The following is a 23679-nucleotide window of genomic DNA, read 5'->3' as shown; positions in this document are numbered from 1 at the left end:
AAAAAAACCAATTACCACTATTTTATGATCTGAATCAATGAGTTAGACGTTAACGTAACTTAAGCAGCTATTACCCCTCGGCACTATTTTAGTGTGACGTACTTCAAGTTTTTCCCGTTCCTGCCGATACATTAGACTTAAGATTCCTTCCAGGGAAACGCCCATGTTAAAGACCATCCGTTCGCGCATTATCACAGCCTGTATCGCCATCGTGGCGTGCTCGCTGATCATCAATACGTTTCTTAGCTATACCGTTGCAAACAAATACAACAGTCAGGCGACAGACAATACGCTGAACGCCCTGACGTCCAGCCACACGCAAGGGATCAGCGATTGGGTTAATGCAAAAACAGGGATGATCGTTTCACTGCAACAGGTCGCGATGTCTGAAGATCCGATCCCGGTTCTCAAACAGATCGCCAGTGCAGGCGGCTTTACCAACGTGTATGTCGGTTACGCCAACCGCACTGCGAAGTTCTCTGATCCGACCGGTGTGCCTGCGGATTACGATCCGACTGGTCGCCCGTGGTACAAGCAGGCGGAAGCCGCCGGACACGCGGTGGCGACGCCGCCGTATATCGACGCAGGCACCGGTAAGCTGGTGGTCACTTTCGCGGTACCGGTGATGGATTCCGGCACGCTGAAAGCGATTGTGGCGGGCGATGTGTCGATGGACAGCGTCGTCAATAACGTCAATACCATTCACCCGACGCCGGGCAGTTTCGGCATGCTGGTGGATAAATCCGGCGTGATCATTGCGCATCCCGACGCCAGTCTGGCACTGAAGCCGTTTACTGCGCTGGCAGAAGGAGTGAATTTGCAGGATGTGTTTGCCGCCAACGCGCCGGTGGATATCCGTCTCAATGGCGCGGTGAAGCGCGTCCGCGCAATGCCGGTCGCGGGCACGGAGTGGTTCACGCTGGTGGCGCAGGATAAGAAAGAATCCACCGCCGGTATGCGTTCCCTGCTGACCTCATCGGTGATTACGCTGCTGGTGATCGTGCTGATTTCTGCCGCCATTATCGGGCTGATGATCAGTAAGTCCTTCCACCGCCTTTCTGTGGTGCGTGACACGCTCAATGCCATCAGTTCCGGCGAAGACGATCTGACACAGCGCCTGCCGACCGACGGTCACGATGAAGTGACGCAGATTGCGCACGCCTTCAACACTTTCGTCGATAAGCTCAGCAAGGTGATGTCGGAAATCCGCACCACCAGCGAATCGGTCAAAATCGCCGCTGACGAGATCGCGGCGGGGAATAACGATCTGTCAGGACGTACCGAGTCTGCGGCGGCCAGTCTGCAACAAACGGCGGCTTCCCTTGAGCAGATCACCGCGACCGTGTCTCAGTCGGCCAGTTCGGCCAAACAGGCCTCCGACACCGCGAAATCCGCGTCAGAGGCCGCCACGCGCGGTGACGAAGTGGTGACGAAAGTCATTACAACGATGGAAAGCATCGAAAGTGCCTCGTCGAAAATTGGCGATATTACCGGCGTCATCGACGGCATCGCTTTCCAGACCAATATTCTGGCGCTGAACGCCGCGGTGGAAGCCGCGCGCGCAGGCGAACAGGGACGCGGTTTTGCGGTGGTCGCCAGCGAAGTGCGCAGTCTGGCACAGCGCAGCGCCCAGGCGGCGAAAGAGATCAAAGTGCTGATCGAATCCACCGTCAGCAGTGTCGCTTCCGGTTCCGCGCAGGTGCGTCTGGCCAGCGACAGCATGAGCGAAATCGTCAGCAATGTGTCGAACGTCAGCAGCGTGATGCTGGAAATCACCCACGCCTCGGAAGAGCAGATGCTGAGTATTCACGAAATTAACCGTGCCATTACCCAGCTCGACGGCATGGTGCAGCAGAACGCCGCGATGGTTCAGCAATCCACCGGTGCCGCGTCGGCGTTACAGGAACAGGCCACCGGTCTGGCCGTCGCCGTGGGGCATTTCCGGGTCTGATTCCGCCGCAGTAATGATAAAAACAGCCGGACGGTGTTGGCGTCCGGCTGATCATTCCCTTCCCCGTTCTCCGGTTTTTGCCGCAAAACTTGCCGACAATCGGTCGAGCAGGATCGCCATCAGCACCACGACCACGCCGCTTTGTAATCCCAGCCCGATATCCAGTTGCTGAATGCTGCTGAGAATGTCATTGCCCAGCCCGCCTGCGCCGACCATTGAGGCGATGATCACCATCGACATCGCCATCATGATGGTCTGATTGATGCCTGCCATGATCGCCGGTTGCGCGGCGGGCAGTTGCACCTTCCACAGCAGTTGCCACGGCGTACAGCCAAAAGCCAGACCGGCTTCGATCCGCGCCACGCTGACCTGGCGGATCCCCAGATCGGTCAGACGCACCACCGGCGGCATGGAAAATAAAATGGTGGCGAAAATACCCGGCGGACGCCCGAGGCCAAACAGAATGGTCGCGGGGATCAGATAGACAAACGCAGGCATGGTCTGCATAAAATCCATCAGGGTGCGCACCACGCTGCCGACGCGGGCACGGCGGGCGCTCCAGATGCCAAGCGGAATGCCGATCAGCAGGCTGAAGAACGTTGACGACAAGGTCAGGGAAAGCGTGACCGACGCATGTTCGCTGTAGCCGCTGTAAATAATATAGAGCGTGGCAAGCAGGGCAAAAAGCGCAAAACCTTTGCCGATGCGCCACGCGCCAAGCACGACGGCGATGATCACCAGTCCCCACGGCGTCAGCCAGCCGGTCAGGGTTTCCAGACCGCCCGCAAACGCATCAATGCCTGCCGACAGACCATCAAAAAAACCGCCCGTGTGCGTCAGCAGCGTGTGGATGGCGCTGTCGATCTGGCGGCTGAAATCTAAGGGGTAGGCCATAACGTTCTCTGCTCAAAAAAGGATTATTCTGGCGGTTGCCAGACATCGGCATAAGATTCCGCCAGCTGCCAGCGCGAGGTGTCGACGCCGGAGAAAAAGTGACGGACATAAGGCGATGCGGGCGCATTAATGATGTTTTCCGGCGTGCCGACCTGCACCAGTTTGCCTTCCTGCATAATCGCAATGCGCGTCCCGAGCCGCAGCGCCTCTTCCATATCGTGCGTGACAAACACCACCGTGCGTTGCTGTTCCCGCTGCAATGCCAGCAACAGCGACTGCATCTCACGCCGGATAATCGGATCGAGGGCCGAAAAGGCTTCATCCATCAGCAACAACGCCGGATTCACCACCAGCGCCCTGGCGAGGCCGACACGCTGCTGCATACCGCCGGAAAGCTGAGGCGGATATTGTGTCGCGACGTGCGACAGCCCGACACGTTCCAGCATGGTTGCCGCACGCTGATGACGCACTTCCCGGCTGATGCCTGAGACTTCCAGCCCGAACGCGACGTTATCAAGCACGGTGCGTTCATCAAACAGCGCGAACGACTGAAAAACCATGCCGGTCTGGCCGCGCCGCAGGGTGATCATCTCGCGGGCATTCAGGCTGCCGAGAGCCTGCCCCTGAAACAGCACCTCGCCGCCGGTGGGCTGAATGAGAAAATTCAGCGTGCGCAGCAGCGTCGATTTCCCGGATCCCGAAAGCCCGACGATGACAAAAATCTCACCGGCATAAATCTGTAAATTAATATCGCTTAAGGCATTGGCTGACGGTGTATTCTGCGCACGGGAAAATAATGACTTTCCGGACGACGCAGAATAATTCTTAACGACATTGCGTAACTCGATGATGGGTTGCGACATAATGGCTTCACACAGGTTTTAATTACCTTATTACGCTAACTCAAAATAATGAATATAAGTTACCTCTTTTGAAAAACGCGATAGAGATATTTCGCATTAGCTTATTCATATTTTAGCAATGCATCGTCTTTATGCGGCAAAGTATGATGGAAATTCCACGCCTCGTTTAATAACCAGCGGGTGACTTTTTCCTGCTGCGCGGAGGCCGGTTTTCCCCCTGCGGTGATCAGATAATAGCCCCGTTCGGTGCGCACCTGCGGGCCGCAAATAAACAGTTGTTTGCTCTCCAGCAGCGCCGAAATCAGCGGCCGCCAGCCGAGGGCAATCCCCTGCCCCTCCACCGCCGCCTGGATCACCAGCGAGTAGGCATTGAAGGTCCGCGAACCGGCGTGATGATGCATCGCCACGCCCTGCGAACGGAACCAGTCTTCCCAGGTCAGCCAGCGTTGCGGGTGGGTTTCCGGCAGCTTCAGCAGCGGGAAATTCAGCAGATCCTGCGGGTTATGGTTCTGTTTCAGCTTTCGCATAACCTGTTCATTACACACAGGAATGACATCCTCCGGAAACAGCTTTTGCGCATGCGTTCCCGGCCAGTTACCGTTACCAAAGTAGATTGCCAGATGGGCATTGTTATCGCGAAAATTGTAGTCATTCGGTGAGGTCGATACCTGCACTTCCACCCCAGGGATCAGCGCCTGAATGGCGTTCATCCGGGGCATCAGCCAGTAGCTGGCGAAGCCCATGTCGGTGTCTATTCGCAGCGTGCTGCGCTGATGGCGCGTGCGTTGAATTTGCTCGCTGATGTCCGTCAGGCTGGTGCGGACAATCTGGTAAAGCGCATTGCCGGATTCGGTCAGTTGCACCCCGCGATGACGCCGTTCAAACAGCGGTCCGTTAAGGATATTTTCCAGCATCTGAATACGCTGACTGACTGCCGGTTGTGAAAGTCCGAGTTCATTTCCTGCCGCCGTAAAATTACCGTGGCGCGCGGCGGCCTCAAATACCACTAACACCTGTAAAGGCGGTAACTCTAATTTCCCTGCCATAACGCCACCTTATGCCATGATAATTTAATCACCTCTTCACAGAATGAAAAAGGCGTGCGATAAAAATATCACAGTTCACAAATTAAATTTTATTTCAGGTTAATGATGCTTATAAATAAACCGAATATCGTTATTCTTATGGCGGATCAACTGACCGCGGGCGCATTACGCACTTACGGAAATAATGTCAGCCTGACGCCGAATATCAACAAACTGGCGGATGAGGGCGTGGTGTTTGAATCGGCCTATTGCAGCAGTCCGTTGTGCGCGCCGTCGCGGGCGTCTTTCATGACCGGCCAGTTGTTGTCGAAAAACGGCGTCTTTGATAATGCGGCAGAGTTTCGCGCCGATTCCCCGACCTTTTGCCATTACCTGCGTGAACAGGGTTACCGCACGTGGCTGTCGGGCAAAATGCATTTCTGCGGCCCGGACCAGTTACACGGGTTTGACGAGCGCCTGACCACCGATATTTATCCGGCAGATTTTGGCTGGACGCCGGACTGGCAGCATCCCGACCGCCGTCTGGACTGGTTCCATAATATGAGTTCGGTACTGGAAGCCGGTGAGTGTGTGCGCACTAACCAACTGGATTTCGATGATGAAGCGTTGTTTATGGCCCGCCAGCGGCTGTATAACGCCGCACGTAAACCGGAGGATCAGCCGTTTCTGTTACTGCTTTCACTGACCCATCCGCACGATCCTTTTGCCATTCCGCGCCGCTATCTTGACCGTTTCAATGAGGAAGATATCGATCTGCCGGTCACCGGTGCCGCCGATATTGAAGACGATGCACACTCGCAGCGTCTGCGCGCCATGTATCAGCTGGAAGAGGGATTGCTGAGCGACGCGCAAATCCGCCGTGCGCGCCACGCCTATTACGGTTCGATTGCCTATGTCGATGACTGCTTTGGTGAGGTGATCCGCACGCTGGAAGACACCGGGCTGTCGGAAGACACCGTGGTATTTGTCATCGCCGACCACGGCGAAATGCTGGGCGAGCGCGGCCTGTGGTACAAAATGACCTTCTTTGAAGGCGCGGTGCGCGTGCCGCTGATCGTGCATAACCCGAAACGTTTTACGCCGCACCGCGTGGCTGAAAATGTCTCGCTGATGGATTTACTGCCGACGTTCACCGAACTGGCGGGCGGCGAAGCCCGTCTGCGCCAGCCGGTCGCGCCGCTTGACGGCCACAGTCTGGTGCCGCATCTCAACGGGCAATCGGGCAGCGATGAGGCCTGCGGCGAATATCTGGCGGAAGGCGCTATCGAGCCGATGGTGATGATCCGTCGCGGCCCGTGGAAATACATTCATTCGCTCACCGAAGCGCCGCATCTTTACCATCTCGGTCAGGATCCCTTTGAACTGAAAAATCTGGCCTCCGACGCCCAATTCCGGGACACCGTGGCAGATTTTGCCGCTGAAGTCGCCAGCCGCTGGGATCTGGAACTGCTCAACCGGCAGGTGCGCGCCAGCCAGCTTAAAAGGTTGTATCTGACCGACATCGCCGGTCGTGATGCCATTCCGCAGTGGGATTTTCAGCCGCATCAGGCGGCCTCCCAACGTTACATTCGCAATCACCAGACGCTGGACGAGCAGGAAGCCTTTGCCCGTTACCCGCGCCCTAATCCACACCCGACAGGGAAATAATAATGATGATGATAAAAAAACTGACCTCACTGATGTTGCTTGCCGGTAGCAGCCTGCTGCCTTTGAGCAGTTTTGCCGCCGACGATGCCCGCTGCGCAACAGTGAATCAGTCCGATCCGGGCTGGACAGATATCGCCGCCACCAACGCCCTTTCCGGCGTGGTGCTGAACGCGCTGGGTTATCAGCAAAAAGTACAGAATCTCTCGGTGGCACTGGCGTTTCAGGGATTGAAAACCGGTCAGCTGGATGTGTTTTTAGGCAACTGGATGCCCGCACAGGCGCCGGTAATTGCCAAATTTGCCGATGATGGCGCGATCAAAGTGGTCGGAGCAAACTTACCCGCCGCCAAATTTACGCTGGCGGTGCCGGATTACGTGGCAGCGGCAGGGGTAAAGGATTTTGCCGATCTGGAAAAATATGCCGCGAAGTTTGACCATAAAATCTATGGCATTGCGCCGGGTGCGCCCGCCAATCAGAACATCAAAAAAATGCTGGATACCCATGATTTCGGCCTGAAAGACTGGAGTCTGGTCGAATCGAGCGAAAGCGGCATGCTGGCGCAGGTCACGCGGGCGGTGGATCGTCAGCAATGGATCGTGTTTCTGGGCTGGGAGCCGCATGCGATGAACACGCGTTTTAAACTGACTTATCTCAGCGGCGGCGACAAATGGTTTGGTCCGGACTACGGCAGCGCGACGGTGAATACGGTGACCCGCAAAGATTTCGCCAGCCAGTGTCCGAACCTTAACCGCTTCTTCACGCAGCTTAAATTTGATGTGCCGCTGGAAAACGCCATCATCACCCGTGTGCTGGATGACAAGCAAACGCCGCAGGATGCCGCCCGCGCCGAACTGGCGAAACGGCCTGAACTGCTGACCGGCTGGCTGAAAGACGTCACCACCCGCGACGGGCAGCCCGCAGAAAGCGCGGTGAAAAAAGCGCTGGGACTCTGATCATAAAAAAGCCAGGCGCATCGATGCGTCTGGCTTTTCACTGCGACGCGCAACGCGTCAGGCTTTCAGTTCACGTTCCACCAGCGTGGTCAGCACACCGATGCCGAGCGGAATAATGTCGTCATTAAAGTCATAACGCGGGCTGTGCAGCGAGGCGGACGGCGTCGCGCCATCTGCGCCCAGCCAGAAATAGGCCCCCGGACAGGCTTCAAGTAAATAGGCAAAATCCTCGGCGGCCATCGACGGCGCATTGTTGAAATGCACCTTCTGAATGCCCGGCGTGTTTTCAGCTGCGTCCCGAACGATCTCCGCCTGCGCCGCATGGTTCTGCGTCACCGGATAACCGAATTCCCAGCGCACTTCGCCTTTCACACCGTAAGGCTGCGGCACCGCATTGACGTATTCTTCAATCAGCCGCCAGCAGGTTTCACGGGTTTTAGTGCTCAGGCAACGTAGCGTGCCCGACATGTGCAGCGTTTCAGGGATGACGTTGATCGCTTCACCGGCCTGTAACTGGGTCAGGCTGATCACCGTTTGTTCCAGCGGCGACAACCGGCGGGAAATCAGGCTTTGCAATGACAGGATCAGCTGCGCACCGGCCACTACCGGATCCGCGCCCAGTTCCGGCATCGCCGCGTGACAGCCTTTGCCGGTCAGCGTGATATAGAAATTATCCTGCGAGGCCATCATTGGCCCCTGACTGACCGCCACGTCGCCGACCGGCAGCCCCGGCCAGTTATGCAGCGCATACACCGCCTGCATCGGAAAACGTTCAAACAGCCCTTCTTTCACCATCATTTCGCCGCCGCCGAAGTTTTCCTCTGCGGGCTGGAAGATGAAATGCACGGTGCCGCGAAAATCGCGATGTTCGCTCAGGTGTTTCGCCGCGCCCAGCAGAATGGAGGTGTGGCCGTCATGCCCGCAGGCGTGCATCAGCCCGGGGTTTTGCGACTGGTGCGCAAAATCATTCAGTTCATGAATGGGCAGCGCATCGATATCCGCGCGCAGGCCGATTGACGGGCCGTCGCCGTTGCGTAATGTGGCGATCACGCCGGTTTCGGCGATACCTGTATGGACTTCAAGACCAAACGACAGCAACAGTTCACTGATGATTTTTGCGGTGCCATGCTCATTCAGGCCAAGTTCAGGTCGCCTGTGAAAGTCGCGACGCCACTGTTTCGCCTGCTCGATAATCTGTCCGGAAATGACCGCCATAAACCCTCTGTGCTGTTCTGAATTCAACACGGTGAGATGCTCCCACCGGCACGCTAATGCTTCAAAGTATCACATCCCGCCGTGAACCGATAAACGGGAAATCGGCTTCCCGGCCCCGCCGCGGTCCGCCGGGAAGGGGTCACCGCCGCATTTTAGGAATTTGCCCAGTATTTGCCGCACCCTTCAATATTGCTTGAATGAAAAACCCGCGCCGGCGCGGTGTTTTTTTCGCCATCAGCGCCTTCCGAAATCACTAAGTACGATTTATCCTGATTACGCATTAAAATTTAACTTAGGCCGGATTTTTCTATATCGCAATTAAAGAACCTTCTTTCTACATAAATATTACATTGATATTAATTCAACAATAAAATTAACCTTTATTATTTAACTGGCTCCTTGACGAAGGACGGTAAAATAAATACCGCTGGAAAGAAAAATAAATCCTCTGCATAGTTATTATTGCAACTCAGAGTGTTTTCAGAGGATTTACATGCGCGTAAACATGCCAGTGTCACAACGGGAATATCAGTTAGATCCCGGCACGACGTTAATGTCCACGACGGATATCAACAGCCGTATTATTTATGCCAATTCAGCATTTATTAATGTCAGCGGGTTCTCTGAAGATGAACTGATCTTCAAACCGCATAATCTGGTGCGTCACCCCGACATGCCGGTGGAAGCCTTTGCCGACATGTGGTTTACCCTGCAACAGGGCGACAGCTGGACCGGCCTGGTGAAGAACCGTCGTAAAAACGGCGATCACTACTGGGTACGCGCGAACGTCACACCGGTTTATCACCGCGATAAACTGACCGGTTATATTTCCGTGCGCAATAAACCGGATGAACAGGAAATAAACGCCGCAGAAAACATATACAAAAAGGTGAAAAATAACACCGCCGGAAGCCGCAAGTTTTATAAAGGTCTGGTGGTGCGCACCGGTTTATTTTCAGGATTATCCGTATTACAAAAACTTCCCGTTAGCTGGCGTTTACGTTTGCCGCTATTTATCGCCGGCCTTTTCCCGCTCTTATTTTCTTTTTCGGGGATCAATGTCACGGAAAGCGTCATTGCCACGGTGTTGGTGTTACTGGCTGCCGATATCTTCCTGCAATCGCAAATCCGCCGTCCGATAAACATGATCCTGGCGCAGGCGCAGCAGGTGGTTTCCGGTAAGAAAGCCGATTCCATCCATCTGAACCGGGTGGATGAGATCGGCCTGCTGATGCGTTCGATTAATCAGTTTGGTCTGAACCTGCATTCGCTGGTGGAAGACGTCGGTACGCAGGTCGGCGGGATCGCGCACATCAGTGAGCTGATGGCGAAAAACAGCACCGCCCTCAGCGCCCGAACAGAAGAAACAGCGGCCAACCTACAGCAGACCGCCGCCGCCATTGAAGAAATCACCGGTGCCGTGGAACAGAGCGCAGACACCGTGGTGCAGGCCAGCAAACTGGCGGACAGCGCCACCGCCGTGGCTCAGAAAGGCGGCAACATCATGCAGGAAACCATCGGCATGATGCAGTCGATTTCTCAGGCCAGTAATAAGGTGGTGGATATCATTTCAGTGATCGACGGCATCGCCTTCCAGACCAACATTCTGGCGCTGAATGCGGCGGTGGAAGCCGCGCGCGCAGGCACCGAAGGTCGCGGATTTGCGGTGGTGGCCGCCGAAGTCCGCGTGCTGGCGCAGCGTTCCGCCACGGCGGCCAAAGAGATCAAGGCGCTGATCGAAGCCAATATGCACAGCGTCGAAACCGGCGGGCATATGGTCGAAAATGCCGGGAAGCAGATCAGCGAAATTATCGCGGAAGTGGTGCAGATGTCGGGGCTGATCAGGGAGATCAGCCATGCGACCCGCGAACAGACCTCGGCGCTGACGCTGATCAACACCTCGCTGGCGCAGATTGAAACCATGACGCAGAACAACGCCGAGATGGTTGCGCAGTCGTCGGAATCCTCGGAAACCCTGAATTATCAGGCCACCCGTCTGAGAAGTGCCATTGATGTCTACGGCGGTCAGATGACCAAAATGGAAAGCCGGTCTTCGTTGCAGGCCGGGTTTGAGGAGATGGCGGCCCGCTGACGGTCAGATAATGTCTCTCTGCGCCGCGCGCCACTGGCCCGGCGTCACGTCGTATTGTTGCTGAAAGTGGCGGATAAAATGTGCGCAGTCACTGAAACCCATGCGCACGGCGATATCCGTAATACTCTGTGCCGTGTTGTTCAGCAGCCAGCAGGCATAACGCAGTCTGGCGCTGCGGATATATTCCCGCGGGCTTTTGCCGAATTCGGCGCTGAACAGCCGCGTCAGCTGACGCGCACTGAGCTGAACCTGATGCGCCAGCCAGGCGGTATTCAGGGGCCGCGCCAGATATTGTTCGATCAGCAAGACGACACGGCGCAAACGCGGATCGGCAATCAGCGCGATGTTCGCCGGACGGGACACCGCCACCGACATATCGCCATGCTGCGCGATCGCCAGCCGGTGGCGGGCATTCGCCGCCGTCTCCTCGCCGCCATATAAGCGGATCAGTTCCGTTGCCAGCGTAATGGTCGATACGCCGCCCGGACAGGTCAGCACATCCCCTTCATCAATAAAATCGAAACCTTCTTCTGCCAGCACTTGCGGAAAACGCTTTCTGAATTCGGCAATATGGAAAGGATGCACGGAGGCACGGCGTCCGTCCAGCAGGCCCGCTTTGGCCAGAATAAAACTGCCGGTGCCGATGCCAATCAGCGGCACGCCGGCACGGTGCGCGTCGGTGAGATAACGGCGGTCGGCACTATGTCCCTGCGGCAATGTTTTCAGGCTTCCGCCCAGCACTGCCAGATAATCCAGAGACTGCGGTTGCGCTGGCGGCAAATCCGGCGTCACGGCGATCCCGGCGCTGCTGGCAACCGGCATATCCGCACGGGCGCTGATCAGGCTCAGCAGGCATTTCAGGGTCTGGCTTTTTCTGTCCACCTTACAGGCGGCATAACGCAGCGCGTCCATCAGGCCGGATAATGCAATCAGCGGAAACTCCGGCCACAGCACTAAGCCGATATGTAATTTTCCCGTCCCCGCCCGGTTCATGACCCCTGCGGGTGGAAAAGGATGTTCAGCAGTCAGTTCTTTCATGGTTTTCCCCCTGTTCCCCTTCTCCACCGGAACAGCGGCATTCAGGAACCGACGAAAAATGTATGACACATCATGCGGTGAAAGATAAACCGTTCATTAATCAACCGGTCGCGGTGTCTGAAAAACGCTATTCATGCTGCTGTTTTGTTAATTAATCAGGGTTAATTTCTCAGCCGCGGTTCACACTCACAGCAATGTACGATAAAAAATCGTTAATAATCAGCACCTCATCTTTCTTAACTGTTGTGAAGTCACGTTTCATAATCCGTGAGATTTCTTCACTACAGCGTAACGCCCTCTCCCCCTAACATCTGCCGTGCAAAATGCATGTCTGGCATGACCAATCAGGAAGCCAATAAACAGTTTGCGTCTTTTTCTGATGCTTCATTCTCAGAAATGAAAGGAAATGCGGCGCGATATTCAGCGCCTCATTAATCAAGGGTTTTATTTTTATAGGGATTTTTACAATGAAAAAATTGGCGTTCGTATCTGCATCTGTACTGTCTGTTCTGTTCGCATCACAGGCATTCGCACTTTCAGATAACACGATTACTTTCCAGGGTGAAGTGACCGCGGAAACCTGTTCCGTGACCATCAACGGTAACAGCGCGAAGCCACTTGTTCTGCTGCCAAGCGTCAATACCAGTGCACTGGCCGCATCAGGCAGCACCGCAGGTCAGGCAACATTTGATATCGGTGTGACCGGTTGTACCGGCAGCGCCGACGCTGCGACCACGGTTTCCAGCGTCTTCGCCGGTAACAGCGTGAGCACCGCCGGTAACCTGAGCAACGTGGCGACCACTGATGCGGCCACCAACGTTGAAGTTCAGATCCTGGATACCAAATCTCAGCCAATCGACTTCACCTCAACCTTTACTGCTGATGGCGACCTGACACTGGCTGCCGGTGAAACTTCCTCTTCCGCCACCTACACCGCGCAATATTACGCGACCGGTGTGGCGACAGCGGGTGCGGTGGAATCCACCATGCAATATGCAGTGAGCTACAACTAATTAAAAAAATAAGCAGGGATGTGCCTTTATTCTGAATAATCATTTGGATTAAATCCGGCCAGGGATTGGCTGACTTTATTTTATTTCAGGTGTCTTGCAGTAAATTATAACGGATGGCTATTATGTCTCGCTTACCTATGTCCCATTTATTATGGCGTAGCATTTTCTTATTTGTCTTTTCCTTTTTATTTTGTCAGTCAGTATTTGCCAGCGTGGTGATGACAGGATCACGCGTTATTTACCCTTCTGATGCAAAATCGGTTGACGTGCAGTTAAGAAATAACGATGACTTCCCGTATGTGATCCAGGCATGGTTTGACAGTGGTGATCAGGCGTCCACGCCGGCCACGGGTAAAGCGCCGTTTGTGGTCACGCCGCCGACCTTCAGGATCGCGGCAAAAGACGGCCAGGTATTACGCATTTTTTTCACCGGCGGAAATTCATTACCGCAGGATCGCGAATCCATTTTCTATTTTAATTTCCTGCAGGTGCCACCGGGTAATATTGGCGGCGATAAAGGCAGTCAGATGGTGGTGTTATTAAAAAACCGTCTGAAACTGTTTTACCGCCCTGCCGCGCTGAAAACCAATAATAAAAAGCTGTTTGATTATTTAACGTTCAGCAATATCACTGCGACAAATATCCGCATTACCAACACCTCACCTTATTACATGTCGTTAAGCAAGGTGGCGGTCAGAGAAAATATCGCGAAAGAAAAAACGCCAATGATTGCGCCGTTTGCAACGGTTGATGTGGCGCTCACTGCAGGGAAGGCAGCAGGACGTGCCCAGGGAATAGAAATCGGTTTGATCAATGATTATGGGGCAATGGTGACACATGAGTATCCAATCCAAAAATAAGAAAGCGGGTTTTCGTCTGGCCGTCATCACGTGTGTCGTTAAGGCGTCATTATTCTCCTCTGTCGTACATGCCGAAGAATACCGTTTTGACAGCCATCTGCTGGCGGGTTCCGGTTTTGCCGAAGGGGTGGATCTGAATCAGTTCAACGAAAAGCAGGCGGTCATTCCTGAGGGTCAGCAGAGTCTCGATATCAGCCTGAACGGCGCAAAGATTCAGAGTCAGGTGCCGGTGATGTTCCGCAAGAAAAACGCGGCGGACAAAAGCGCGCAGCCCTGTATCGACGCCGCCATGGTGAAGCTGCTGCAACTCAAATCCGGCCTGCCGGAAACGCTGAAAGGCCAGTGCGTTTTTCTGTCGGATATCACGAAACAGGGAAGCTGGAATATCAGGCAGTCCACGCTGACGCTCGATTTTCTGATCCCGCAAATTTTGCTCAACCGCCAGCCGCGCGATTACATCCCGATTTCAGAATGGGATGCCGGTACGCCGCTGATTTTTTTACGCCATAACACCAGTTTCACCCGCAATATCATGCGCGATTCTCACTACAACTATTTGTGGAGCATGATCAACGCAGGCGGCAACCTCGGCATGTGGCAGTTACGCCATCAGGCCAACCTGCGCTATATGGAAAGCAGTACCGGCGGCGATCACTATAAATGGAACGCCGTGCGGACCTGGGTGCAGCGCCCGCTGCCGACGATTTCCAGCGAACTGATGGTCGGCGATACCTTCACCGACAGCTCGATGTTTGGGTCGATGTCCTTTAACGGTGTGAAGATCGCCACCGACCAGCGCATGTGGCCGCAGGGCCGTCGCGGTTATGCGCCGGAAGTACGCGGCGTCGCCACCACCAACGCCCGCGTGCTGATCAGTCAGGCGGGTAACGTCATTTATGAAACGCAGGTGCCGCCCGGCCCGTTCCTGATCGACGATTTGTACAACACCCGCAGTCAGGGCGATCTGAAAGTGCAGATCATCGAAGCCGACGGTAAATCCTCCTTCTTCACCGTGCCTTACGCCGCGGTGCCGAACTCCATGCGTCCCGGCAATCTCAGCTATCAGTTCGCCGCCGGTAAAGTCAGGAATTATTACTCGGTACAAAACGCCTTTACCGAAGGGGTTTTGCAATACGGTCTGAGCAACAGCGTCACGTCCAATACCGGTGCGCGGTTCGCCAATGACTATCAGGCATTGCTGATGGGCGGCGTGTACGCCTCCGAACTCGGCGCGCTGTCGCTCAATACCACCTGGTCACATGCGCAGGTGGAAAACGGCATGACCAAAAGCGGCTGGCGCGCCGAGGCGTCGTACAGCAAAACCTTCGCCACCAACACCAATCTGGTGCTGGCGGCTTACCGGTATTCCACCTCGGGTTATCGCGATCTGGAAGATGTCCTGGGCGTGCGGCGTCAGGAAAACGGCGGCACGAACTACTATTCCGACACGCTCAAACAGCGTAACCGCTTCACGGCGACGGTCAGCCAGAACATGGGCGACTACGGCACGGTCGCCCTCAGCGGCAGCAGCACCGACTATTACAACAACCGTTCCCGCATCACCGAGATGCAGCTTTCCTACAACAATATGTGGAAGAAAGTCAGCTACAACATCAACGTCGGCAGACAGCGTTCGAGCTGGAGCACGGACAATGTGTACAGCGTGAACGATGCCGATTACGACTCAAGCCGTTATCAGAAATACACCGAAAACGTGGTGTCGGTAGGCATTTCCATTCCGCTCGACTGGCGGGATAACCGCTCAACGATTTCCTTCGATACCACCCGCGACAGAAACACCACGTCGGCGATGACCACCCTTTCCGGCTCCGCCGGGCAGGAGAGCGATTTCGCCTACTCGGTGTATTCCAGCTACGACAAATACCGCGATGTCGATCAGGGCAAGAGCCATGACATGCGCTGGGGCACCAACGTGCAGGAACGCACCCGCATGGGGACGGTCCGCGCCTCCTATGCCCGCAGCGATGATTATCACCAGCTTGGTCTGGGCACGGCAGGCACGCTGGCGATCCACGGCGGCGGCGTTACGTACGGCCCGTACGCCAGCGATACCTTTGCACTGGTCGAAGCCAAAGGCGCCAGCGGTGCGCGCATCAACAATGCCCAGGGCGCAAAAGTCGATGCCTTTGGTTACGCCATCGTGCCGTCACTGGCCCCTTACCGTTACAACACCATCAGCATTGACGGCAACTCCATGAATCAGGACGTCGAACTGGAAGGCGGCAACGTGCGGGTAGTGCCGGTTCTGGGCGGCGTGCCGAAAGTGGCCTTCAAAACCCTGAGCGGCACCCCGACGCTGATTTTTGCCACGCTGGCAGACGGCACGCCGGTGCCGATGGGCGCTGAAGTCAAAGACAGTTCGGGCAACAGCATCGGCATGGCCGGTCAGAACGGGCAGATTTACGCCCGTCTGCCTGACGCTTCCGGCACGTTATTTGTCAGCTGGGGAAGCAGCAAAAACTGCCGCATCAACTACCAGTTGCCGTCGAAAAAAGCCGCTGACAACAGCTTCGTCCGTTTAAACGGCACCTGCATCCAGTGAGAATGAAAATGAAAGGCAAAATTTCTAAACTGACACCCTGGCTGATCGCGTCAGCCTTTATGGCCTGTACCTCAGGGGCGCAGGCTGTCTGTTACAAAGTCACCGGCATTGGTACCACGACGTCAACCATTCCGCAGGCGGTGGCGGATTTAGGCTATACCGCCACAAGCTGGGGCGGCGTGCTGAACTCTGCGGCGGGAACCATCTCCTTCGGGACGATCATCATGGGCACCGGTGCGCAGTCTCTGGCCCCGGCCGGAACGGTGATCGCCAGCGCCGATCTGCCCTTCCTCGATAAAGCGTTAAAAGTCCCTTATGCCGCCAACCAGATTGTGTTCAAGTGCGCGCTGGCTGACGCCGACACGCTTTACGAAATGTATGCCCTGTTCGGCGGTAATGGCGCGTTTTACGGCGGTACCGCCACCACTGACGTCCCCGGCGCTTACCAGACACCTGCGCAGGGCATTGCTTACCGCATCACGAATATGAAAACCGGGCTGTATTACGGCAGTAACTGGCAGGAACGGAAGTTAACCAGCGACGAATACATTACCGTCGGCTCAAACATCTATATTCCGGCGTCGTCTTTCGACAGTGCGCTGTTTGAGCTGATTAAAACCGATGACGTTTACGGCACACCAACACGCAACGCGTTTTCGCAGATTATTTCACCTCAGGGATTCGTCGCCCTTAAAGGCAACGGGATGAACACCGATCTCACCACCGGTGCCCTGGCTAATTCGCCGTCGCCTTACAATACGTCAGCCGTCTGGAGTATGCGCGGCGGCTCGACCACCATTATTCGCGGTAACACCTGCACGCTGGGGGATTTCGACCAGGTGGTGAAATTACCCGCGATCAGCGCCGGTGATCTGCGTAACGGCGCGAGCAGCAGCAATACCTTTAATGTCGCCATTGACTGCGATGCGGGCGCGGTATCCGGCACCACCAGCAGCAGCACCAACGCCCCGGTGGCGATGGGCTTTCTGATGACGCAGGCCACCGCCCTGTCACAGGCCAGCACCCTCGGATTACAAACCAGTTCAGGCGGTATCAGCTATCTGCTGGACGATAACTACGGGGCCAGCGGCGTCGCGTCGGGCGTCGGCATCCGTCTGTATTCTTCGGCGGGCACGGCGCTGAATCTGCTTTCAAGTGCCGCGACCACCGGCACTGGCAATGCCGCAGGCTGGTACGGATTTGCTGACCTGCTCAGTGAAACCGGCACCAATGCGGCAGGCGGCACCTCGTACGCGGGCGTGATTACCGCCTCGTTAGAGCAACTTCCGGGATTAACCGCACAGGCAGGATCAGTGAATGCGCAAGCACAGATTATTGTCAGCCTTCAGTAACCTGCTGCTGGCCGGTGCGCTGATGTTCAGCACCGGCCCCGCCAGCGCGGTGGTCAACAGCACCCAGAGCCGTCTGGTGTTTAATGAAGACAGCATGGCGGAGTCGCTGACGGTGGTGAATTCGGTCAGCGCCCCGGCGCTGGTGCAGATGTGGACCGACGATAACGATCCGCTGAGTCCGCCGGATCGCATCAGCACGCCGCTGATCGTGGTGCCGCCGCTGTTTAAACTGGCTCCGGCGGAATCACGCAACCTGCGGGTGATGTTGCTTTCCCGCGAAGGGTTGCCGAAGGATCGTGAGCGCGTGTACTGGCTGAATATATATCAGATCCCGCCGAATACGCAGCAGCAGAGCGCGCAGGAGAAGAAAGTGATCCTGCCGCTGCGCATCCGCTTAAAGGTGTTTGTCCGTCCCATCGGGCTGCCAGCCCCGGAGGAAAATATCGGCGAAAAACTGCGTTTTACGTTGAATAACGCGGATGCACAGAACCCGGTGCTGACCGCCAACAACCCGACACCGTATTACCTGACGATCGGCAATATCCGACTCGGGGAGCAAAGCCTGAAACCGGAGATGATCGCGCCATTTTCCTCCGTCACACTTCCGGCTTCGGGAGGCGGGAGCCGCCGCACACTGAACTGGACAGTCATTGATGATTACGGAAAACAAATGCCTTATCAAAGAGAGTTAAGCAGCCCGTGAAAAAAAACACGCTCACGACATTAAACATGACGTATTTTCACAAATATCATATGTCCTATGATTTGATTGCTTCATTTATTCAGCAGGAAATGAATATCAACCATCTTTATCTGCGTCATTTCTCTGATACGAAAATTCTGTTAAAGGCGGCGGAAGAAAACAGGGTTGATGTCATTATTATTAATTCCTCCTGCCTATTTGACGGATGTTTCAGTGAGGCAGAAATCAGAAAAGTGCTGGCGGCATTATGCGGGAATAAGCACATCACCACGGTATTCTTTGCCCAGAATATGAAAGCGGCCTTGTTGAAAAAGATGCTTGATGCGGGGGTGGATATCATGATCAGTTATCAGGATAGCCCGCAGGAACTGGTCACGGCACTGATGAGCGCCATGATGTCACCTTTGGCCGGGCCTTATATTACGCCGTCGGTGCGGGAACATTTACAGCAGGAATGCGATGACCTGACGCCGAAAGAATGGGAGGTCATTAATCTGATCCAGGAAGGTTATTCGCTGTCAGAAATTGCCTCTAAAAAATGTCGTGCCATGAGTACGGTATCAACGCAAAAAAGAAATGCCATGAATAAATTACATCTCAAAAATGAAAGCGAGTTATTACGTTTCTTACATCAGAACACCTTTTTTTAATTATTCACACGTGCGGAATACCATGTTTATCAAATTGATTGCCCCGCTGGCGGCAGGATTATTGCTGTCCGCGCCGGTCTGCGCGTTATCGCTTCAGGAATCGCTGATGGCGGCCAACACCTATAACGCAGAAATGAATGCCGCCCGCAGCGTGCACGACGCTGACGGTCAGAAAAAATATCAGGGGTTTGCCGGATTATTGCCGGTGGTTTCCCTCGACGGTTCCTGGAGCCAGACCGATCAGCCCGATGCGGCCTATTCAGCCGGGGTCACCCGCCACAATTACAGTTTCAATCTGACACAGCCGGTGTTCGATCTGTCGAAATATGCCACCTGGCGCAGAAGCGTGGTGATCGGCGATCTGGCCGATGTGAATCTGCTGATTGCCCAGCAGAAGCTGATCAGTGATGTAACGACGGCGTTTTACGGCGTGGTGTATCAGCGCAGCGTGCTGGAAACCAATCAGCGGATCCTTGCCGCTTTTAACGCCAAACTGAAACAGGCGCAGAAAGCGCTGGAGCTGGGCGACGGCACGCGGCTCGATGAAGCCGAAGCACAGGCCAATTATGACAAAGCCGTGGCCGATGAACTGGCGGCAGAAAACGATCTCAACGATGCCAATGTGTCTTTCCGCCAGCTCACCGGACTGGATGCACAGGGCATTACCGACAGCAGCATGAGTTGCGTGCGCTTTCGCGATCCCCTTAACCCGGAGCAGATCAGACGCGATGCCGCCGCCAACAATCTGGACGTGCTGGCTGCCATACAAACCCAAAAAGGCAGCGAGGCTGACATCCTGACCGCCACTTCCGGCCATCTGCCGGTGGTCACCTTTCAGGCCGGTTACGGTAAAAACTGGAGCCGTGCGGAAGACGGCAACGTTCTCGACACGCTGTTCGGCACCACCTCCAAAACCGACAACACCCAGATCGCCGTGAATGTGTCGGTGCCGCTGTTTGCCGGGGGCAGCCAGATTTCACAAAGTCTGGAAGCCGCCCACCGCTTTGAACAAAGCAAGGATTTGCTGATCGATGCGCGGCGTAAAGCCGAACAGCAGGCAATCCAGGCGGCCTCCGGCGTGCGCAACAGTCAGTCACGGATCACCGCCTATGAGCGGGCGATCGCCTCGGCGGATAAACGGCTGGCGGCCACCCGCTACGGGCGGGAGATCGGCCAGCGAACGCTGATCGACGAATTTAACGCCGAGAAAGACTATTTCCAGGCGGTTCAGGATCTGGCTCAGGCGCAAAACGCGCTGATCCAGTCGATCGTCAAACTCAAATCAGCCACCGGCTCGCTCGATTACGCCGCGATGAACCTCTTTAACTGTGGTGCGGCATGACCGGGAATTTTGCTCATGAATAACGACTTATTTCGTAAAGAATCGCTGGATGCGAAAAAGACCAAAGTGCTGGGTTCCGTGGCGCTGTACTGTCCGCCGTTCCGCTGGCTGGTGATCGCCCTGGTGTGTTTGCTGGTGGCGGTCCTGATCGCGTTTTGCATTTTTGGCAGCTACACCAAACGGGAAACCGCCAAAGGCGTACTGGTGCCGGAAAGCGGCATGATGACCATTACCGCCATGAATGCCGGAACGGTGATCGCCCTGCCCGCCCGCGAAGGCGACAGCCTGCAAAAAGGCAGCCAGATTGCCACCGTCTCTTCGGAGATTTCCACCCGCTACGGTCAGACACGGGAAGCCATCGCCAGCCAGCTGGAACTCCAGCAACAGGGGCTGAATAATCAGCTGACCAACCTGGAACAACTCAATACCGAAACCCTGACCTCGTTGCAGGAAAAAGTCAGTTTGCTCGGCCAGCAATCGGTGGAACTGGACACCATTTACCGCCAGCGCACCCAGCAGATTGAGTTGTCGAAAACTCAGCTCAATAAGATCACCGCCATGCGCACCGAAGGCTATGCCTCAAACACGCAGGTGGAGCAGCAACAGAATGATGTGCTGGATGCCAGCGTGCGTTTGCAGGATGTCGCGCGCCAGCGGATTGATGTCCGTCAGCAACTGGCGCAAGCGCGGCAGCAATTGCGCGAGCAGCCGATCACCTATTACCAGCAGAAGAACGATCTGCAACAGAAACTCTCCGACATCACGCAATCAATGATGGAAAACGAATCCCGCCGCTCCATAGACCTGCGTGCACCGGAAAAAGGCATGGTCAGCGCCGTGCTGGTCAGGCAGGGGCAGATTGTCACTGCCGGTCAGACGCTGGCAATGATGCTGCCGGACAACGCGCATTTGCAGGCGCGGATCATGCTCAGCAGCCGGGCGATTGGCTTTATCCGGCCGGGGCAGCGCGTGGTGCTGCGCTATCAGTCCTTCCCGTGGCAGAAGTTCGGCCAGCAGTACGGCACGGTGCTGGAGATTTCAAAATCGGCGCTGTCGCCGCAGGAGGTCTCCACCATTACCGGCGACAGTCAGGTTCAGGAATCGATGTATCAGGTGAAGGTCACGCTGGATAAGCAGACGGTTCAGGCCTACGGCAAACCGATCAGCCTGCGCGCCGGCAGCGGGCTGGAAGCGGACTTTATCGTCGATAAACGCCGCATCTACGAATGGGTCCTCGAGCCGCTGAACGCGCTGGGCAAAATGACGTCCTTGTAATTTTCATTTTTTAATCAGGTTTATCATGGATTTATTTCACAAACTGAATTTGTCGTTTCGCCATAAGCTGCCGGTTCTGCGCCAGACACAGGCCGCCGAATGCGGCCTGACCTGCGTCGGCATGATTGCCGGATTTTACGGGCATCACATCGATATGGTGTCGCTGCGTCAGCGTTTTCCCAGTTCGCTGAAAGGCAGCACGCTGGCGAATGTGATGTCTTTCGCGCAAAACTTAGGCATGGGCTGTCGCGCGGTGCGTCTCGAACTGGATGAACTGGACAAGCTGAGCCTGCCCTGCGTGCTGCACTGGGACATGAACCATTTCGTGGTGCTCAAGGGTTTCGCGAAAAACAAAATCATCATTCATGACCCGGCGCGGGGCGTGCGCAAAGTGCCGATGGATGAAGTCTCGACCTCATTCACCGGCGTGGCACTGGAACTGTATCCGGCAGCGACGTTCGAGAAAAAGGACGAGAAGAAATCCATCTCGATGTTCAACCTGATCCGCAACGTCTCCGGGATCGGATCGGCCTTTACGCAGGTGGCGCTGCTGTCACTGGCGCTGGAATTTTTCGGCATCATTACGCCGTTTTATATGCAGTGGGTGATCGACCAGGTGCTGGTGTCGGCGGATCGCGATTTGCTGACCTTGCTTGGCGTGGCATTTATCTGCATCACGTTGTTCCAGAATCTGATCTCGGCGCTGCGCAGCTGGGTAACGACCTGGTTTTCCAGCATGCTCAGCGTGCAGTGGTCGTCCAATTTGTGCGCGCATCTGCTGGGGCTGCCGCTGAATTACTTCGAAGAACGCCACGTCGGAGACATTCTGTCGCGGTTCGGATCCATCGCCAATATTCAGAGCACGCTGACCGGCCGCTTTATCTCCTCCATTTTTGATGGCGTGATGGCGATCGTCACACTGGGTGTCATTTTCACCTATAACGCCAGCCTGACATTCGTGGTGATCGGCCTGTTCCTGTTGTACGCGCTGATCCGCTGGATCTCGTTTGAGCCTTTCCGCCAAGCCAATGAAGATCAGTTGCTGGCTTCCGCCGTGGTGCAGTCGCAGTTGCTGGAATCCATTCGTGGCGTACAGGCGATCAAACTCAATAACAAACAGGATCTGCGCGTTTCCACCTATACCAACGAAACGGTGGAATCCACCAACAAAGGCATCACCACCCAGAAACTCTCGATTGGCTTCAGTACATTGCAGGGCACCATTTCCGGTGTCGGTAAGGTGGTGCTGATCTGGCTGGCGGCTGCGCAGGTGCTGGACGGCAATTTTACCAGCGGGATGCTGGTGGCGTTTATCTCGTTCTCGGATCAGTTTATCTCGCGCTCCGCCGGGCTGATTAACGCGCTGATTGAATTCAAAATGTTGCGCTTACACGGCGAGCGTTTGTCGGACATCGTACTGAGCGAAAAAGAACAGAACATGGAAAGCAATGTCGCGCTGGCTGAGGATAAAGGCCCGGTGCGTCTCGACATCAGCGCGCTCTCCTTCCGCTATTCCGCCACAGATGCCGACATCTTCTGCGGTTTTAACCTGAGCATTAACGCCGGTGAATCGGTCGCCATTATCGGCCCTTCCGGACAGGGGAAAACCACGCTGGCCAAACTGCTGCTCGGCCTGCTGAAACCGGATGCCGGCAGCATCTGCATCGACGGCGTCGATCACACCAAACTGGGCATGACGCACTACCGCGATCTGATCGGCAGCGTGATGCAAAACGACATCCTGTTTGCCGGGTCGATCATGGACAACATCAGTTTCTTTGACGCCAGTCTGGACAAAGTGCAGGTTGAAAAAGCGGCCCGTGTCGCGCAAATCCATGGCGACATTATGGCCATGCCGATGGGCTACAACAGCATGGTCGGCGACATGGGATCGTCACTGTCCGGCGGACAGGTGCAACGGGTGATCCTCGCCCGTGCGCTGTACCGCCAGCCACGGGTGCTGATCCTCGACGAAGCCACCAGCCATCTGGATGTGGCGCGGGAAAGCGCCATCAATGACGCCATTAAGCACATGAACATCACCCGCATCATGATTGCACACCGTCCGGAAACCATTCTGAGTGCTGACCGCATCATTCAGATCAGCCGCGACGGCATTACCGAGCTGTCAAAAGCCGATTTCATCACCTTGATCACTGCCTCACCGTCAGTACCTGAGGCGATCTGACCCCCGGTCAGTCATCGCCGGTGACTGACCTGTC

18 protein-coding genes are annotated in these 23679 nt (G+C 55.5%); 13 read left to right on the top strand and 5 right to left on the bottom strand.

The features are described from left to right. The first annotated feature begins 163 nt into the window (after nucleotides 1–163). Nucleotides 164–1951, top strand: coding sequence for a methyl-accepting chemotaxis protein (locus J9880_RS12730; protein WP_119822698.1), 1788 nt, complete (start codon nucleotides 164–166; stop codon nucleotides 1949–1951). Between the two features lie 51 nt (nucleotides 1952–2002). Here J9880_RS12730 and J9880_RS12725 read toward each other — a convergent pair whose 3' ends face one another. From J9880_RS12725 to J9880_RS12715, 3 genes are all read right to left on the bottom strand, one after another. Then, nucleotides 2003–2845, bottom strand: coding sequence for an ABC transporter permease (locus tag J9880_RS12725; RefSeq protein WP_131692870.1), 843 nt, complete (start codon nucleotides 2843–2845; stop codon nucleotides 2003–2005). A gap of 23 nt (nucleotides 2846–2868) precedes the next feature. Continuing rightward, nucleotides 2869–3708: an ATP-binding cassette domain-containing protein gene (locus J9880_RS12720; protein WP_232769428.1), complete on the bottom strand. Its 840-nt coding sequence runs from the start codon at nucleotides 3706–3708 to the stop codon at nucleotides 2869–2871. 101 nt (nucleotides 3709–3809) lie between these two features. Then, nucleotides 3810–4754 carry a LysR substrate-binding domain-containing protein gene (locus tag J9880_RS12715; protein WP_232769427.1) on the bottom strand — a complete coding sequence of 315 codons (945 nt, stop codon included), beginning with the start codon at nucleotides 4752–4754 and terminating at the stop codon, nucleotides 3810–3812. 105 nt (nucleotides 4755–4859) lie between these two features. Between J9880_RS12715 and betC the strand changes: the two genes are divergently transcribed. Next, on the top strand, nucleotides 4860–6401 hold the full coding sequence (gene betC, locus J9880_RS12710) for a choline-sulfatase (RefSeq protein ID WP_195817474.1): 1542 nt from the start codon (nucleotides 4860–4862) through the stop codon (nucleotides 6399–6401). 2 nt (nucleotides 6402–6403) lie between these two features. Continuing rightward, nucleotides 6404–7354, top strand: a complete 951-nt coding sequence (gene choX, locus J9880_RS12705; protein WP_232769426.1) for a choline ABC transporter substrate-binding protein — start codon at nucleotides 6404–6406, stop codon at nucleotides 7352–7354. A 57-nt stretch (nucleotides 7355–7411) separates the two neighbouring features. Here the strand turns inward: choX and J9880_RS12700 are convergent, their stop codons facing one another. Further along, on the bottom strand, nucleotides 7412–8569 hold the full coding sequence (locus J9880_RS12700) for a M20 aminoacylase family protein (protein WP_232769425.1): 1158 nt from the start codon (nucleotides 8567–8569) through the stop codon (nucleotides 7412–7414). A gap of 493 nt (nucleotides 8570–9062) precedes the next feature. Here J9880_RS12700 and J9880_RS12695 point away from each other — a divergent pair, with 493 nt between their 5' ends. Next, a complete protein-coding gene (locus J9880_RS12695; protein WP_119822704.1) occupies nucleotides 9063–10661 on the top strand; it encodes a methyl-accepting chemotaxis protein in 1599 nt (532 codons plus the stop codon). Between the two features lie 3 nt (nucleotides 10662–10664). Here J9880_RS12695 and J9880_RS12690 read toward each other — a convergent pair whose 3' ends face one another. Further along, nucleotides 10665–11699: a GlxA family transcriptional regulator gene (locus tag J9880_RS12690; protein ID WP_232769424.1), complete on the bottom strand. Its 1035-nt coding sequence runs from the start codon at nucleotides 11697–11699 to the stop codon at nucleotides 10665–10667. A 467-nt stretch (nucleotides 11700–12166) separates the two neighbouring features. Here J9880_RS12690 and J9880_RS12685 point away from each other — a divergent pair, with 467 nt between their 5' ends. From J9880_RS12685 to J9880_RS12645, 9 genes are all read left to right on the top strand, one after another. After that, nucleotides 12167–12712, top strand: coding sequence for a fimbrial protein (locus J9880_RS12685; protein ID WP_232769423.1), 546 nt, complete (start codon nucleotides 12167–12169; stop codon nucleotides 12710–12712). Nucleotides 12713–12834: 122 nt separating this feature from the next. Beyond that, a complete protein-coding gene (locus J9880_RS12680) occupies nucleotides 12835–13572 on the top strand; it encodes a fimbria/pilus periplasmic chaperone (protein ID WP_232769422.1) in 738 nt (245 codons plus the stop codon). After that, on the top strand, nucleotides 13550–16135 hold the full coding sequence (locus tag J9880_RS12675) for a fimbrial outer membrane usher protein (RefSeq protein ID WP_232769421.1): 2586 nt from the start codon (nucleotides 13550–13552) through the stop codon (nucleotides 16133–16135). The genes J9880_RS12680 and J9880_RS12675 overlap by 23 nt, the downstream gene beginning before the upstream one ends. Before the next feature lie 8 nt (nucleotides 16136–16143). Further along, the gene (stbD, locus tag J9880_RS12670; protein ID WP_232769420.1) at nucleotides 16144–17487 is read left to right on the top strand and encodes a fimbrial usher protein StbD; all 1344 of its coding nucleotides are present in this window, start codon (nucleotides 16144–16146) and stop codon (nucleotides 17485–17487) included. Continuing rightward, the gene (locus J9880_RS12665; protein WP_232769419.1) at nucleotides 17453–18190 is read left to right on the top strand and encodes a fimbria/pilus periplasmic chaperone; all 738 of its coding nucleotides are present in this window, start codon (nucleotides 17453–17455) and stop codon (nucleotides 18188–18190) included. The genes stbD and J9880_RS12665 overlap by 35 nt, the downstream gene beginning before the upstream one ends. A gap of 26 nt (nucleotides 18191–18216) precedes the next feature. Then, the gene (locus J9880_RS12660) at nucleotides 18217–18840 is read left to right on the top strand and encodes a helix-turn-helix transcriptional regulator (protein WP_232769418.1); all 624 of its coding nucleotides are present in this window, start codon (nucleotides 18217–18219) and stop codon (nucleotides 18838–18840) included. A gap of 22 nt (nucleotides 18841–18862) precedes the next feature. After that, nucleotides 18863–20182, top strand: coding sequence for a TolC family outer membrane protein (locus tag J9880_RS12655; protein ID WP_232769417.1), 1320 nt, complete (start codon nucleotides 18863–18865; stop codon nucleotides 20180–20182). A 15-nt stretch (nucleotides 20183–20197) separates the two neighbouring features. Then, the gene (locus J9880_RS12650; RefSeq protein ID WP_232769416.1) at nucleotides 20198–21457 is read left to right on the top strand and encodes an HlyD family secretion protein; all 1260 of its coding nucleotides are present in this window, start codon (nucleotides 20198–20200) and stop codon (nucleotides 21455–21457) included. Nucleotides 21458–21482: 25 nt separating this feature from the next. After that, entirely contained in the window at nucleotides 21483–23645 is a 2163-nt protein-coding gene (locus tag J9880_RS12645; protein WP_095923097.1) for a peptidase domain-containing ABC transporter, read from the top strand. Nucleotides 23646–23679: the final 34 nt, after the last annotated feature.

This window comes from Rahnella victoriana (assembly GCF_021276285.1).
GTDB classification, from domain to species: domain Bacteria; phylum Pseudomonadota; class Gammaproteobacteria; order Enterobacterales; family Enterobacteriaceae; genus Rahnella; species Rahnella victoriana.
This window is presented reverse-complemented; position numbering and strand designations above follow the sequence as displayed.

Excerpts from the sequence above, each read along its gene's own strand:
- stbD (WP_232769420.1), top strand. The coding sequence starts at position 16,144 with ATGAAAGGCAAAATTTCTAAACTGACACCCTGGCTGATCGCGTCAGCC.
- J9880_RS12700 (WP_232769425.1), bottom strand. The coding sequence starts at position 8,569 with ATGGCGGTCATTTCCGGACAGATTATCGAGCAGGCGAAACAGTGGCGT.
- J9880_RS12675 (WP_232769421.1), top strand. The coding sequence starts at position 13,550 with ATGAGTATCCAATCCAAAAATAAGAAAGCGGGTTTTCGTCTGGCCGTC.
- J9880_RS12680 (WP_232769422.1), top strand. The coding sequence starts at position 12,835 with ATGTCTCGCTTACCTATGTCCCATTTATTATGGCGTAGCATTTTCTTA.
- J9880_RS12695 (WP_119822704.1), top strand. The coding sequence starts at position 9,063 with ATGCGCGTAAACATGCCAGTGTCACAACGGGAATATCAGTTAGATCCC.
- J9880_RS12690 (WP_232769424.1), bottom strand. The coding sequence starts at position 11,699 with ATGAAAGAACTGACTGCTGAACATCCTTTTCCACCCGCAGGGGTCATG.
- betC (WP_195817474.1), top strand. The coding sequence starts at position 4,860 with ATGCTTATAAATAAACCGAATATCGTTATTCTTATGGCGGATCAACTG.
- J9880_RS12645 (WP_095923097.1), top strand. The coding sequence starts at position 21,483 with ATGGATTTATTTCACAAACTGAATTTGTCGTTTCGCCATAAGCTGCCG.
- J9880_RS12715 (WP_232769427.1), bottom strand. The coding sequence starts at position 4,754 with ATGGCAGGGAAATTAGAGTTACCGCCTTTACAGGTGTTAGTGGTATTT.
- J9880_RS12725 (WP_131692870.1), bottom strand. The coding sequence starts at position 2,845 with ATGGCCTACCCCTTAGATTTCAGCCGCCAGATCGACAGCGCCATCCAC.
- choX (WP_232769426.1), top strand. The coding sequence starts at position 6,404 with ATGATGATGATAAAAAAACTGACCTCACTGATGTTGCTTGCCGGTAGC.
- J9880_RS12655 (WP_232769417.1), top strand. The coding sequence starts at position 18,863 with ATGTTTATCAAATTGATTGCCCCGCTGGCGGCAGGATTATTGCTGTCC.
- J9880_RS12650 (WP_232769416.1), top strand. The coding sequence starts at position 20,198 with ATGAATAACGACTTATTTCGTAAAGAATCGCTGGATGCGAAAAAGACC.
- J9880_RS12730 (WP_119822698.1), top strand. The coding sequence starts at position 164 with ATGTTAAAGACCATCCGTTCGCGCATTATCACAGCCTGTATCGCCATC.
- J9880_RS12685 (WP_232769423.1), top strand. The coding sequence starts at position 12,167 with ATGAAAAAATTGGCGTTCGTATCTGCATCTGTACTGTCTGTTCTGTTC.
- J9880_RS12660 (WP_232769418.1), top strand. The coding sequence starts at position 18,217 with ATGACGTATTTTCACAAATATCATATGTCCTATGATTTGATTGCTTCA.
- J9880_RS12720 (WP_232769428.1), bottom strand. The coding sequence starts at position 3,708 with ATGTCGCAACCCATCATCGAGTTACGCAATGTCGTTAAGAATTATTCT.
- J9880_RS12665 (WP_232769419.1), top strand. The coding sequence starts at position 17,453 with ATGCGCAAGCACAGATTATTGTCAGCCTTCAGTAACCTGCTGCTGGCC.